This is a genomic window from Mesorhizobium koreense, from assembly GCF_031656215.1.
Taxonomy (GTDB): Bacteria; Pseudomonadota; Alphaproteobacteria; order Rhizobiales; family Rhizobiaceae; genus Mesorhizobium_L; species Mesorhizobium_L koreense.
Genome location: NZ_CP134228.1, coordinates 2505533 through 2519676 on the forward strand (window position 1 = coordinate 2505533; position 14144 = coordinate 2519676).

Consider the following 14144-nt stretch of genomic DNA (forward strand, 5'->3'; position numbering starts at 1 on the left):
GCGCGTCGCCACGATCTAGCGACCAGCGGCGATCATAGCATCTGGCCGCCCGAGATTTCGATACGCTGAGCGGTGACCCACCCGTTCTCTCCGACGAGCAGGCTCGAGATCGCGCCGCCGACATCGTCGGGCAGGCCGACGCGCCCCAACGCAGTCTGCGAGGCGATGAAGCGGTTTATCTCGGGATTGTCGCGAACCTGACCGCCGCCGAAATCCGTCTCTATCGCACCGGGCGCCACCACGTTCACCGTGATCCCGCGCGGGCCGAGTTCCTTGGCGAGATAACGTGTCAGGACCTCCACGCCGCCCTTCATCGTCGCATAGGCGCTGTATCCCGGGAGAGCAAAACGAGCCAATCCGGAGGAAAGGTTCACGATGCGGCCGCCGTCCCGGATCACCGGCAGGAGCGTCTGCGTGAGGAAGAACACGCCCTTCAGCTGAATATTCATGAGCGTGTCGAAATCTGCTTCCGTCACCTCGGCGAAGGGCTTGTTGATGCCGATGCCGGCGTTGTTGACCAGGAAATCGAAATCCTCGCGCTGCCATTTCTCCCTGAGTACTGCTTTCAATGCGCCTGTGAATTCATTGAATCCGGATGTCTTTCCGGTATCGAGCCGTAAAGCCGCCGCGCGGCGGCCCATTGCCTCGATCTCCGTGACGACCATCGCCGCTTCGTCCTCACGCGAATGGTAGGTGATCACCACGTCCACGCCCTTGCGGGCCAGATGGATCGCCGTGTTGCGGCCAAGGCCGCGGCTGCCGCCCGTGACAAGTGCGATCCTGTTTTCCGTTGTCATCTTCGGTCTCCTTCGTTCGATGGTCGGGAAATAGGGCGGGGAGTTGAAAAGCGCTTGCCATATCGTCCGAGCGAGTTGCCTGATCCTCCAGAATGAATCGGTCATCGGATTGCAGCTTGGCCTTTTCACGCCTAGATTCGTGCCGGATCCTGCGGAGCGACGAAATGGATGCTGAAGCCATTGCCCGGCGTGTTCTCGACTTCGCCGACCGGAATGGTGCCGGCGAACTGCCGCTCGAAACCGGCGTCGGCGGGCTGAGCGTGATGCGGCAGCGCTCACCCGGCGCCCTCAAGCCGGTGCTCTACCAGCCCGTCTTCTGCCTTGTGTTGCAGGGTGCCAAGCAGGCTCTGATCGGCGATCGCGCCGTTACATTCGCCGAGGGGCAGTCCGTCATCATCAGCATGGAATTGCCGACGCTCGCACGTGTCGTGAGCGCGAGCACCGCCAGACCTTATGTCGCCCTTGCACTGGAACTCGACATGGGATTGCTGCGGGAACTGGCGGCCGAAATCGGCGAACTGCCCGCGGCACGCGAAATTGCGGCCGCCATCGAGGCTGGAGATGTGGACGAGGCCATCCTCGATGCGACGAGAAGGCTCTTCGACCTGACGGAAAAGCCGCAGTCGGCGCCGATCCTGGCGCCCTTGATCGTGCGTGAAATCCATTACTGGCTGCTTTCGGCACGCCATGGCGCCATGCTGCGGGCCTTGACACGGACCGATAGCCAGGCGGCGCGGATTGCCCGGGCGACGGTCCGTATCCGACGCGACTACAACGAGCCGCTTCGAATAACAGAACTTGCCCGCGGCGCCGGCATGAGCGCGTCGGCCTTCCATGATCATTTCAGGTCGGTCACTGGCACGACGCCGCTGCAATACCAGAAGCGCCTGAGGCTGATGGAGGCCCGGCGCCTAATCCTTGCGGGCGACACTTCCGTCTCCAGCGCGGCGTTCGCGGTAGGCTACGAAAGCCCGACCCAGTTCAGCCGCGAATATGCGCGCCAGTTCGGCCTGCCGCCGCGCCGCGACAAGGCCGACCATGTGGACAAGGGCGAAGCCGCTCTGCACGCTGCCGAATAGGGGCAAGAACGGCTGCCGACCTGTCGCCGAATAGGCGCGTCTTGCAATTTTTTTCAAAAAAGTGAATCCGCGCGAATCATCGCCCCTTGCCACGGAATCAACTCTCTGATTCTTTGGGTTGAGAGCGTTTCCTGATTTGAGTCGTTTAGCGCGTTGGTCGCGTTTCCGTCTGGGGGCAAGCCGCCGGAAGACTCGGATTCAATTCGGTAGGAGGCGGCAGTCGGATCGCGGTTTTCGTCGAAGACCGGAAGGTTTTCGTGCGGCCCCGCGCGAACAGAAAAGGCCGATAGGCCCGAGGGGAAGACGAGGGGATGTCGAAGAAGCACGTTGCCGTATTGATGGGGGGATTTTCCTCCGAACGGCCCGTGAGCCTTTCTTCCGGCAATTCCTGTGCCGATGCGCTCGAGAATGCCGGTTATCGTGTCACGCGCGTCGACGTTTCCCGGGACGTCGCATCGGTGCTCGGCAAACTTAAGCCGAACGTGGCTTTCAATGCCCTGCACGGGCCGTTCGGCGAGGACGGTACCATCCAGGGTGTGCTGGAATACCTCGAAATCCCCTACACGCACTCTGGCGTTCTGGCCTCGGCGCTTGCCATGCACAAGGAGCAGGCCAAGCGGGTAGCGCGCTCGGTCGGCATCCCCGTCGCGGAATCGAAAGTGGTCAACCGCTTCGCGATCGGATGCGAGCATCCGATGAAGCCGCCCTATGTGGCCAAGCCTGTCAACGAGGGGTCGAGCTTCGGTGTGGTGATCGTCGGCGAAGACCAATCGCATCCGCCGCAGATCCTCGGCTCGTCGGAATGGCTGTACGGCGACGCCGTCATGGTCGAGCGTTTCGTCCATGGAAGGGAGCTGACTTGCGCGGTGATGGGCGACGTCGCGCTCGGCGTCACCGAGATCATTCCGGTCGGTCATTCCTTCTACGACTACGATTCGAAATATGTCGCCGGCGGATCAAAACACGAATGCCCTGCAAAAATTTCACCGAATATTTACCAAAAGATACAGACACTGTCGCTCAAGGCACATCAAGCAATCGGGTGCCGGGGCGTTTCCCGCTCCGATTTCCGGTACGACGACCGCCACTCCGAAAATGGCGAGCTCATCTGGCTGGAAATCAACACCCAACCGGGCATGACGCCGACATCACTGGTGCCTGAGATCGCCGCTCAGGCAGGACACGATTTCGGCGAGCTATTGAGTTGGATGGTGGAGGACGCTTCGTGTCTGCGTTGATGTCGGTGATAGGCGGCCGCGCCGGTGCGATTGCCGGCCCGCAGGTCCTGCCGCGCTTCATGCGCGGGCCGGCGCGCTTTGCCGGACGCCTGTTCCGCGGCGATGTGACCTTTCCGCGCCTCTCGGCCACGATCGCCTCGGCCTTTCTCTTTGCTGCGACCGGGGCCTATGGCGCCTATATCGGCGGGCAGTGGCCGGCCGTCGTCCAGGCCGTGACATCGCGCACCGGCTTCGCCATCGACAATGTCCATATCGTCGGCAACCGCCAGACCTCCGAGATCGACGTGCTCGGTGCGCTGGGGCTCGACGGCTGGACATCGCAGATCGGGTTCAGCGCCGAGGCTGCGCGCGAGAAGGTTCTGGCGCTGCCCTGGGTCGAGGCTGCTTCGGTCCACAAGATCTATCCGGGCACCGTCGAGATCGCCATCAAGGAAAAGACGCCCTACGCCATCTGGCAGCACGGCAGCGAACTCACTCTTATCCAGAAGGATGGCGGGGTCATCGCGCCGTTTTCGGGCGGCAAGTTCGCGTCGCTGCCGCTGGTGGTTGGCATCGGGGCCGCGACAGGCGCGGCTGGGATCGTCGCCAAGATCGACCGGTTTCCCAATCTCGCCGGCAGGGTGAAGGGCTATGTGCGCGTCGGCGGACGCCGTTGGGACATCACTTTCGACAATGGCGTGACGGTGAAGCTTCCCGAAACGGACGAGGATCAGGCGATCGCCGATCTGGCGCGTCTTGACCAGGAACATAGCCTGCTTTCGCGCGACATCCTCGCCGTCGACATGCGGCTGGAAAACCGCCTCTTCGTGCAGTTGACGCCGGAGGCTGCGGAAGCGCGCGCGGCGGCGGTGAAGGAGCGGGCCAAGCAGGCCAAGAAGTCGGGGCGTGACGTATGAACTTGCTCGGCGGACAAAATGACATGGCGGCCCATCGTTCGGGCATCGTGACCGTGCTCGATATCGGCTCGAGCAAGATCTGCTGCATCATCGCCAAGCTGAAGCCGTGCGAGGAGAGCCAGCGGCTGCCGGGGCGTACGCATCGCATGCGCATCATCGGTATTGGGCATCAGCGCTCGCGCGGCGTCAAATCCGGCGTCGTAGTCGATCTCGACCGTGCGGAACAGGCGATCCGGCTGGCGGTGGACGCGGCCGAGCGGATGGCCGGCCTCACTATCGAATCGCTGATCGTCAATCTTTCCGCCGGGCGCCTCAAGAGTGAGACCTTCTCGGCCAGGATCAACCTCGGCGGCCACGAGGTCGACCAGAGCGACATCAAGCGCGTGCTCGCCGCCGGCGCCAGGCAGGCGCTTTCCGGCGACCGCCAGGTGGTGCACTCGCTGCCAGTCGCCTTCTCATTGGACGACGAGCGCGGCGTTCGCGATCCACGCGGCATGATCGGCGACGTGCTTGGCGTCGACATGCATGTGCTTTCCGGCGTCGCGGCGCCGCTGCGCAATCTCGAGCTTGCCGTGAACCGCTGTCACCTCTCGGTTGAACGGATGGTGGCCACGCCCTATGCCAGCGGCCTGTCGGCGCTGGTGGACGACGAAGCGGAGATGGGTGCGGCCTGCATCGACATGGGCGGCGGCACGACAACGCTCGCCGTCTTTTCGGAGGGCAAGTTCGTCCATGCCGACGCGATCGCGATCGGCGGCAACCATGTGACGCTGGATCTGGCGAAGGGATTGTCGACCAGGCTCGACGATGCCGAGCGGCTGAAGGTCATGCACGGTTCGGCCCTGCCGGCCAGCAATGACGACCGCGATATCCTCACGGTGCAGCCGATAGCCGCCGACGAGGCGGAAGCGGCCTTGCAGGTGCCGAGGGCGGCAATGACCAGGATCATCCGGGCGCGCATCGACGAGACGCTGGAGATGATCCGCGACCGCCTCAACCAGTCCGGCTACGGCAACAATGTCGGCAAACGCGTCGTGCTGACCGGGGGTGCCAGCCAGCTTGTCGGCCTGCCGGAGGCGGCACGGCGCATCCTTGGCCGCAGCGTGCGTATCGGTCGACCGCTCGGCGTTGCAGGCTTACCGGAGGCGGCCAAGGGGCCGGCCTTCGCGGCGGTGGTCGGGCTGATGATCTACCCGCAGGTCGCGGGTTTCGAAGGCCGCTTCACGGCGCGGGCGTTCAGCCAGCGCATGACCGGCACGGGCGGGCGGCTCTCCCGGATGAGTCAGTGGTTGAGGGATAGTTTCTAGTAACACGGGGATAGCCCCAAAGGCGGCCGCAGCGGCGATGCGGCAGACAAAGGGAAAAAAGGACGAGGACATGACGATCAATCTGCAGAAGCCGGATATCACTGAGCTCAAGCCACACATCACCGTCTTCGGTGTCGGTGGCGGAGGCGGCAATGCCGTCAACAACATGATCACGGCGGGGCTTCGCGGAGTGGAGTTCGTCGTGGCGAATACCGACGCGCAGGCGCTGACCATGACCAAGGCCGAGCGGCTGATCCAGCTTGGCGCGCATGTCACGGAAGGTCTCGGCGCCGGCTCGCAGCCGGAAGTCGGCCGCGCGGCGGCGGAAGAGTGTATCGATGAAATCGTCGATCACCTCTCCAATACGCATATGTGCTTCGTGACCGCCGGCATGGGCGGTGGCACCGGCACGGGCGCCGCGCCGGTCGTGGCGCGGGCGGCGCGCGAGAAAGGCATCCTCACCGTCGGCGTGGTGACAAAGCCCTTCCATTTCGAGGGGCAGCGCCGGATGAAGACCGCCGATCTCGGCATCGAGGAACTGCAGAAATGCGTTGACACCCTCATCGTCATTCCCAACCAGAACCTTTTCCGCATCGCCAACGACAAGACAACCTTCGCCGATGCCTTCGCCATGGCGGACCAGGTGCTCTATTCGGGTGTCGCCTGCATCACCGATCTGATGGTCAAGGAAGGCCTCATCAATCTCGACTTCGCCGACGTGCGCTCGGTCATGCGTGAGATGGGCAAGGCGATGATGGGCACCGGCGAGGCGTCGGGCGAGGGCAGGGCGATGGCTGCCGCTGAAGCCGCGATCGCCAACCCGCTGCTCGACGAGTCCTCGATGAAGGGCGCGAAGGGCCTCCTGATCTCCATCACGGGCGGTCGCGACCTCACGCTGTTCGAGGTGGACGAGGCGGCGACCCGCATCCGCGAGGAAGTGGACCAGGACGCCAACATCATCCTCGGCGCGACCTTCGACGAAGAACTCGAAGGCGTCATCCGCGTCTCGGTGGTCGCCACCGGCATCGACAAGCTGGCGAGCGAGATTTCGCCGGCTCCCGCCGTGATCCGCCAGATGCCCAAACCGGCGCAGCAGGCCACGATCAGCGAAGGCCGACCCGTTGCCGCGCACGCGCCGGAACAGCAAAGGGCGCACGAACCCGCGCGCGCGGAAGATCCGGTTGCCGAAGCGATCCGGCTTGCCGAAGCCGGTGTGCCGAGACAGCAGGCCGCCCGTCAGCATGTTGAAGATGACTTCCGCCCGCAGAGCCGCATCTTCCCGGCGCCCGCCGCCGAACAGCCGCGGATGGCACAGCCGGCGGCGCCGGTGCAGCAGCCGGCGGCGCACGTCGACCACGACGAGCGCGCGCCGCAGCATGTTGCCGCCGTCGCGCCGCGCATGCCGCGTGTCGAAGACTTCCCGCCTGCCGTGCGGGCGGAGCTTGAGGCGCGGCAGTCGCCGGCTTCGGTGGACCACGACGAGCGCGGGCCGATGGGCCTCCTGAAGCGGCTTACCCACGGTCTGTCGCGGCGCGAAGAGGAGCCTGCCAGGCTGCAGCCGGCACAACCGCGCGAGCCGAAACTTCGCCAGCCGGTGCCGGAGGCACGCCGCCTCGCCAGCCAGGATCCCGCCGTCTATGCGCCGCGCCGCGGCCAGATCGACGAGCATGGCAGGCTGGTGCCGCAGACGCATGCGACTCATGAGGACGATCAGCTCGAGATTCCCGCCTTCCTTCGCCGGCAGGCAAACTGACGATCCTTACAATTGATGATAAAACGTGACGGGCGGGAGTCTCGACTCCCGCCCGTCTTTATGAAAAACTATGAAAATCAGATGGTTGGGAGGAAATCCTCTCCCTTGTGATGGCGTAACACGGAGTAAGAAACCGTGATTTGGAGTATCACCCACGCATATTTATCTTCGCCGGCAATAAGCGTCGGTTTCGAGGGGAATGTGGGGTTTTCCGTCCGGCGAAAGCTAAAGATCTCCGCGACAACGCGGACAGGGCAACGAGCTTAGCTGGTGCGGGCCATGGGCATCGAACTGCACGAATACCAATCGACGCTGAAGTCGCATGCGAGCCTGTCGGGGATAGGCGTCCATAGCGGCAAGCCGGTTTCCATCCATTTCCATCCTGCCGATGCCGACACCGGCATCGTTTTTCACTGCGGCGATGCCGACGGCAGCCACAGGGAAATCCGTGCGCTGGTGTCCGAAGTTGGCGGCACCGAACTTCGCACGGTGCTTGGCGATCCCGCCGGGCTGCATGTCGCCACCGTCGAGCATGTGATGGCGTCGCTTTTCGGACTTGGTGTCGACAATGTCGTTGTCGAGATCGACGGGGTGGAGGCGCCGATCCTCGATGGTAGTGCGGCCCTCCTGGTCGAGGCGTTCGATCAGGCGGGGATCGTTCGGCAGGCAGTGAAGCGGCGCTATATCCGCATATTGAAGCCGGTGCGCATCGAGAACGGCGCGTCGTGGGCCGAGTTCAGGCCGCATGACGGGACCCGCTTCGAGATCGATATCGACTTCGAGAGCGCGGCCATCGGTCGGCAGTATCTCGGCCTCGATCTCAACGCGGACCGGTTCCGTCGCGACGTTTCCCGGGCGCGGACATTCGGCTTCATGAAGGATGTCGAGCGGCTCTGGGCGGCCGGCTTCGCGCTCGGCGCGTCGCTCGAGAATTCAGTGGTGATCGGCGAGGACGGTCGTATTATCAATATGGAAGGCCTGCGCTATCCAGACGAGTTCGTGCGGCACAAGATGCTCGACGCGATGGGCGACCTGGCGCTGGCCGGGGCGCGCTTCATCGGCTGCTTCCGCTCCTATCGCGGCGGCCACAGGTTGAACGCCGCGGCGCTTAGGCGGCTGTTGTCGGACCGTTCGGCATTCGAAATCGTCGAGACGACGCGCCGCGAGCGCGGCCGTTCGGCTGAGATCGTTGCCGTCAGCGCTCCGGTCTTCGCTCCCTGGGCGATCTGAGCCGGGCTGTCGCCGCCGCTATCCGTTATCTGCCACAAAAATGCGCGAATGCGCGGGGATAGCGTTGCCGGAGCGGTGTCGTTATGGTTTATGACGGCGCTTGAGAGCCCGATGTTGCGCCGAAGGATTCTGGAACGACTATGGTGTTGATCACAAGTGCCGCTCCAACCGGCCGGCTTCGGCTGGCGTTGCTTGCAATGTCGCTCGCGGCTCTGCCGATGGTTCTTGGCGGTTGCCAGAACGACAAGGACAAGCTGGCGCTCGCGAATTTCGTCGCCCCGACCGATCCGGCCGACCAGCTCTACAATGAAGGCCTCGCCAACCTGAACGCCGGGCGTCTCAAGGAGGCGGCCGCCAAGTTCGACGCTATCGACAAGGAACATCCCTATTCGGAGTATTCGCGCAAGGCCGAGGTCATGGGCGCCTTCGCGAAGTACCGGATGGGCAAGTATGACGAGGCCATCACCACCGCGCAGCGCTACATGGAGCTCTACCCCTCCACCGACGACGCGGCCTACGCGCAGTATATCATCGGGCTCAGCTACTTCCGCCAGATCCGGGACGTGACGCAGGACCAGAAGGAATCGCGCCAGACCATCGACGCGATGAACAAGGTGATCGAGACCTATCCCGACTCGCCTTATGTCGAGGACGCCAAGACCAAGATACGCTTTGCCCGCGACCAGCTTGCCGGCAAGGAGATGCAGGTCGGCCGCTACTATCTGGAGCGTCGCGATTATCTGGCTGCGATTAAGCGTTTCCGTGCCGTGGTCGAGAATTATTCCAACACCAACCAGATCGAAGAGGCGCTGGCGAGGCTGACCGAAGCCTATTACGCGATGGGCATCGCGTCGGAAGCGCAGACGGCGGCGGCGGTGCTCGGCCGAAACTATCCGGACAGCAAGTGGTACAAGGATTCCTACGCGCTCCTGCAGTCGGGCGGCCTGTCGCCGTCCGAGAACAAGAGTTCCTGGATATCCAAGGCCTTCCATACCGTCATCGGGGGGTAGCACCCCATACCATGCTCGCCAGACTGTCGATCCGCGATATTGTCCTGATCGAGCGTCTGGACGTTGATTTCGCCGCCGGCCTTTCGGTGCTGACCGGCGAGACGGGGGCCGGCAAGTCCATCCTGCTCGATTCGCTGTCGCTCGCGCTCGGTGCGCGCGGCGACGCCTCACTTGTGCGGCATGGCGCGGCGCAGGGGCAGGTGACGGCTGTTTTCGACGTTTCCCGCGCCCATCCCGCCCGGCAAATCCTGCGCGACAACGCCATCGAGGACGACGGCGATATCATCCTCAGGCGTGTTCAGACCGCCGACGGGCGCACCCGCGTCTTCGTCAACGACCAGCCGGCGAGTGTCGGCCTGATGCGCGATATCGGCCATGCGCTCGTGGAAATCCACGGCCAGCATGACGAGCGCGCGCTGGTCGATGCGGATGCGCACCGCGATCTTCTCGACGCCTTCGGCCTGCATTCGGAGCAGGTTTCGGCGGTGCGCGAAGCCTTTCAGCGCTGGCGCGGTGCCGAACAGGCGCTCGCCCGCCACCGCGCCAAGGTGGAGGCCGCGGCGCGGGAAGCCGATTTCCTGCGTGCATCGGTCGACGAGCTTTCCGGGCTCGATCCGCAGCCCGGCGAGGAAAGCGAGCTCGCCGAAAGACGCGCGGCGATGATGCGGGCGGAAAAGACCGCTGGCGACATACAGGATGCCGGCGAAGTCCTGTCGGGGGCGAATTCGCCGACGCCGCAGCTTTCGAGCCTGCTCAGACGCCTGCAACGCAAGGCCGACCAGAATCCGGGCCTGCTCGACGCGATCGTCGCGGCGCTCGACCAGGCGCTGGTTTCGCTGGACGCGGCGCAGTCCGCCGTGGACGAGGCGATGCGCGCCGCCGAGTTCGACCCGCAGGCGCTCGAGCGCGCCGAGGAGCGACTGTTCGCGCTGCGGGCTGTCGCCCGCAAGCACAATGTCGCGGTGGACGATCTGGCGAAGCTCAGGGACGCCATGTTCGCCGACCTTGCCGATCTCGATGCCGGCGAGGAGAAGCTTAGAGCGCTGGAGAAGGAAAACACCGCGAGCCGCGAGCTCTACGACAAGGAAGCTATCCGGCTTTCCGATGAGCGCCGCTCCTCGGCGGAGGCCCTGGCGCGCGCCGTGATGGCGGAACTGCCGGCGTTGAAGCTCGAACGCGCCGAGTTCATCGTGGAGATCGACAGCGAGGCGGAGAACCGGACGGAGACGGGTATCGACCGCGTCGAGTTCTGGGTGCGTACCAATCCGGGCACGCGCCCAGGGCCGATGATGAAGGTAGCCTCCGGCGGCGAACTCTCGCGCTTCCTGCTGGCGCTGAAAGTGGCGCTCGCCGACCGGGGCTCCGCGCCCACGCTCGTCTTCGACGAGATCGACACGGCCGTCGGCGGCGCGGTCGCCGATGCGATCGGCCAGAGGCTGGCGCGGCTCGCCGAGCGCGTGCAGGTGCTGTCGGTGACGCATGCACCGCAGGTCGCGGCGCGGGCCGGTTCGCACTACCTCATCACCAAGGCGGGCAATGCCAACCGTGTCTCTACCGCTGTATCCAGCCTCGAGGATGGCGCCCGCAAGGAGGAGATCGCCCGTATGCTCGCCGGAGCGACCGTGACCGACGAAGCGCGCGCCGCGGCGGGAAGGCTGTTGAGGGAGAACGGCGCCGGTGCCTGATCGAAAGCGGGCCGTGGACAGGATCCACGTTCGGTTTTTCGTCTGGAACTGGCAGGAACCTGAATTGACTTCCTGATTTGGATGGCATGCATTCCGTGCCTCCGTTATTTCATCCACAGTGCGCCCGCGCGCTGCCCGTATGAGAAGCCTTGCCGAAAGGGTGATTGCGTGACGCCCAAGCCCGATAACACGCCGGAGAAGCCGGTAGAGACGCTGACGGAAGCCGAAGCGGCCGCCGAACTGGAGCGGCTGGCGAACGAGATCGCCTTCCACGACGAGCGCTACCATACCGAGGACGCGCCGGTCATATCGGATGCGGAATACGATGCACTGCGCCGCCGAAACCTCGCCATCGAGCAGCGCTATCCCGACCTGAAGCGTGCCGACAGCCCGACAGGATCGGTCGGTGCGCCGCTCGCCGAAGGGTTCGCCAAGGTGCGCCACGCCGTGCCGATGCTGAGCCTCGCCAAGGCCTACACTGACCAGGACGTGGTCGATTTCCTCGAACGTGCGAAGCGCTTCTTCGAGCGCGACAAGGATTTTGACATCGCTTTCACCGCCGAGCCCAAGATCGATGGCCTGTCGGCGTCACTGCGCTACGAGAACGGCGTCTTCGTGCAGGGCGCGACGCGCGGCGACGGCACCGTCGGCGAGGACATCACCGCCAATCTCAGGACGATCGCCGATATCCCGCACCGGCTGAAGGGTTCGGGCTGGCCGGAGGTGATCGAGATCCGCGGCGAAGTCTATATGACCTATGTCGAGTTCGAGGCGCTGAAGGAGCGCTCGACGGCCGCCGGCGGCCAGGACTACGTCAATCCGCGCAACACGGCGGCGGGTTCGCTGCGCCAGAAGGATCCGGCCGTCACTGCCAGCCGCAATCTCAAATTCTTCGCCTATGCCTGGGGCTATACCACCGCGGATCCGGCGCCGACCCAGTACGAGGCGGTGTGGAAATTCGCCGAATGGGGTTTCCAGGTCAATCCGCTGATGGTGCGGGCCAAATCGGTCGACGAACTGATCGCCCAATACCGTCTGATCGAGGAGAAGCGCTCTTCGCTCGGCTACGATATCGACGGTGTCGTCTACAAGGTCGACCAGCTCGAGCTTCAACGCCGGTGGGGTTTCGTGACCGGCGAGCCACGCTGGGCCATCGCCCATAAATTCCCGGCCGAGCAGGCGACCACGACGGTCATCCGGATCGATATCCAGGTCGGCCGCACCGGCACGCTCGCGCCCGTGGCACGGCTTGCCCCGGTCACAGTGGGCGGCGTTGTGGTGGAGAATGTCACCCTCCACAACGAGGACTATATCAAGGGGTTCGATTCCAACGGTCAGCCGATCCGAGAGGGCCGCGACATCCGCGTCGGCGACACGGTGGTGATCCAGAGGGCGGGGGACGTCATCCCGCAGATCGTGGACGTCGTCATCGACAAGCGCCCGCAGGACGCCATGCCATACGACTTCCCGCATGTCTGCCCGGTCTGCGGCTCGCCGGCGACGCGCGAGGTCAACGAAAAGACGGGCAAGGAGGATTCGCGCCGGCGCTGCACGGGCGAATTGATCTGCTCCGCTCAAGCCGTGGAGCGGCTGCGCCACTTCGTGTCGCGCGGCGCGATGGATATCGAGGGAATGGGAGCCGAAAATATCGATCTTTTCTTCAATGCCGGCCTGATCGACACGGCTGACGACATCTTCACGCTGAAAGACAAACGCGTCGAGGCGCAGGAGGCACTGGCAAAACGGCGCGAGGAGCAGGCGCGGCAACGCGAGGCTGTATCGGGGAAAGAGCGGAAAAACGTCCGCAGCGTCGACCAGCGCAATTTCGAGGGGCTGGATAAGCTGTTTGCTGCCATCGACGCGCGGCGCAAGCCGGAACTCGACCGCTTCATCTTCGCGCTCGGCATCCGGCATGTCGGCGACACCACGGCCGCGCTCTTGGCGAGGACATTCTCGACGATCGAGGAATTCATCCGCGTCGGCAAGGAGACCGCGGCGGCGGAAGACCCGCACACCGTCTTCCCGTCCATCAACGGCATCGGCGACACGGTGATCGGCGCGCTGATCGACTTCTTCGGCAATGAACGCAATGACAAGGTGCTGGACGATTTGCTCGAGCACGTCCATCCAAAGCCCTATGTCGTCAACGTTTCCGCTGACAGCGAGGTCGCCGGCAAGACGGTCGTCTTCACCGGATCGCTGGAGAAGATGACACGCTCCGAAGCCAAGGCCATGGCCGAGCGGCTGGGTGCCAAGGTTGCCGGCTCCGTCTCCGCCAAGACCGATCTGGTGGTCGCCGGGCCAGGCGCCGGCTCCAAGCTCAAGACGGCGACCGAACTCGGCATCGAGGTGATCGACGAGGATGCCTGGCTGGAGCGGGTCAGGGGTTCCGTCTGATGGCTGCCGCTTTCAAAGGGTTCGGCGAGAAAGCCATCCCCTTCCTCAAGGCGCTCGATTTCCACCAGAGCCGGGAATGGTTCCATGAGAACCGTGCGCTTTACGAGAGCGAGTTGCGCGAGCCGCTTGGCGATCTCGTGGAGGTGCTGACGGAGCGGCTGGACGCCGCAGGCCTCGGGCTCAGAGGCGACCGGAAAAGATCGCTTTTCCGTATCAATCGCGATGTGCGTTTCTCCAAGGACAAGCGGCCCTACAACCAGCATGTCTCGGCCATCCTGTCGCCCGACGGCACCAAGATGGAAGAAGGCGTGCTCTTCATCTATTTCGGCATCGACGGCTGCCGTGCGGCGGTCGCGTGGTGGCAGCCGAAGCCGGAATTGCTCGCGGCGATGCGCAAGGCGATTGCGGAGAAGCCGGCGGAATTCCGCTCCATGGTTGCCGCCTTGAAGAAGAGCAGCCTTGCACTTGACGGCGAGGGCGCGCTGAAGCGCATGCCGCGCGGCTTCGAGCATGTCGCGGACCCTGAGCTTGCGACGGCGATCCGCAACCGCCATTTCGTCGTGCGCCACAGGATCGACCCGGCCAGCATCCACGGGCCGGGACTGGCCGACGAGATCATCGATTTCACGCTTCGCGCCAGGCCGGTACTCGACTGGGGCAGGAAGATCGAGGGGAGGGTGGGGAGAGGTAAGATCTAGTGTCGGGCCGAACTCGTTATCCCCTCAATTTCCTTTCACTTTCTCATCAGAACA

General features: G+C 64.2%; 11 protein-coding genes. 10 read left to right on the plus strand and 1 reads right to left on the minus strand.

The features are described 5' to 3' along the window. Positions 1 to 32 precede the first annotated feature (32 nt). The gene (locus RBH77_RS11880; protein ID WP_311032388.1) at positions 33 to 797 is read right to left on the minus strand and encodes an SDR family NAD(P)-dependent oxidoreductase; all 765 of its coding nucleotides are present in this window, start codon (positions 795 to 797) and stop codon (positions 33 to 35) included. Between the two features lie 164 nt (positions 798 to 961). Between RBH77_RS11880 and RBH77_RS11885 the strand changes: the two genes are divergently transcribed. From RBH77_RS11885 to RBH77_RS11930, 10 genes are all read left to right on the plus strand, one after another. Further along, positions 962 to 1876: an AraC family transcriptional regulator gene (locus RBH77_RS11885; RefSeq protein WP_311032389.1), complete on the plus strand. Its 915-nt coding sequence runs from the start codon at positions 962 to 964 to the stop codon at positions 1874 to 1876. Positions 1877 to 2187: 311 nt separating this feature from the next. Continuing rightward, entirely contained in the window at positions 2188 to 3114 is a 927-nt protein-coding gene (locus RBH77_RS11890; RefSeq protein ID WP_311032390.1) for a D-alanine--D-alanine ligase, read from the plus strand. Then, the gene (locus tag RBH77_RS11895; protein ID WP_311032391.1) at positions 3102 to 4010 is read left to right on the plus strand and encodes a cell division protein FtsQ/DivIB; all 909 of its coding nucleotides are present in this window, start codon (positions 3102 to 3104) and stop codon (positions 4008 to 4010) included. The genes RBH77_RS11890 and RBH77_RS11895 overlap by 13 nt, the downstream gene beginning before the upstream one ends. Continuing rightward, positions 4007 to 5317, plus strand: a complete 1311-nt coding sequence (ftsA, locus tag RBH77_RS11900; RefSeq protein ID WP_311032392.1) for a cell division protein FtsA — start codon at positions 4007 to 4009, stop codon at positions 5315 to 5317. Before RBH77_RS11895 ends, ftsA begins: the two co-directional genes overlap by 4 nt. Before the next feature lie 70 nt (positions 5318 to 5387). Further along, positions 5388 to 7070 (plus strand): cell division protein FtsZ, encoded by a 1683-nt coding sequence (gene ftsZ / locus RBH77_RS11905; protein WP_311032393.1) that lies wholly within the window; start codon positions 5388 to 5390, stop codon positions 7068 to 7070. 279 nt (positions 7071 to 7349) lie between these two features. Beyond that, entirely contained in the window at positions 7350 to 8300 is a 951-nt protein-coding gene (lpxC, locus tag RBH77_RS11910) for a UDP-3-O-acyl-N-acetylglucosamine deacetylase (RefSeq protein ID WP_311032394.1), read from the plus strand. Positions 8301 to 8518: 218 nt separating this feature from the next. Further along, complete coding sequence (locus RBH77_RS11915) at positions 8519 to 9310, plus strand: outer membrane protein assembly factor BamD (RefSeq protein ID WP_371832876.1); 792 nt, start codon at positions 8519 to 8521, stop codon at positions 9308 to 9310. Between the two features lie 11 nt (positions 9311 to 9321). After that, the gene (recN, locus tag RBH77_RS11920; protein WP_311032396.1) at positions 9322 to 10995 is read left to right on the plus strand and encodes a DNA repair protein RecN; all 1674 of its coding nucleotides are present in this window, start codon (positions 9322 to 9324) and stop codon (positions 10993 to 10995) included. A 168-nt stretch (positions 10996 to 11163) separates the two neighbouring features. Next, positions 11164 to 13392 carry an NAD-dependent DNA ligase LigA gene (gene ligA, locus RBH77_RS11925; RefSeq protein WP_311032397.1) on the plus strand — a complete coding sequence of 743 codons (2229 nt, stop codon included), beginning with the start codon at positions 11164 to 11166 and terminating at the stop codon, positions 13390 to 13392. Beyond that, positions 13392 to 14090: a DUF2461 domain-containing protein gene (locus RBH77_RS11930; protein WP_311027811.1), complete on the plus strand. Its 699-nt coding sequence runs from the start codon at positions 13392 to 13394 to the stop codon at positions 14088 to 14090. The genes ligA and RBH77_RS11930 overlap by 1 nt, the downstream gene beginning before the upstream one ends. Positions 14091 to 14144 lie beyond the last annotated feature (54 nt).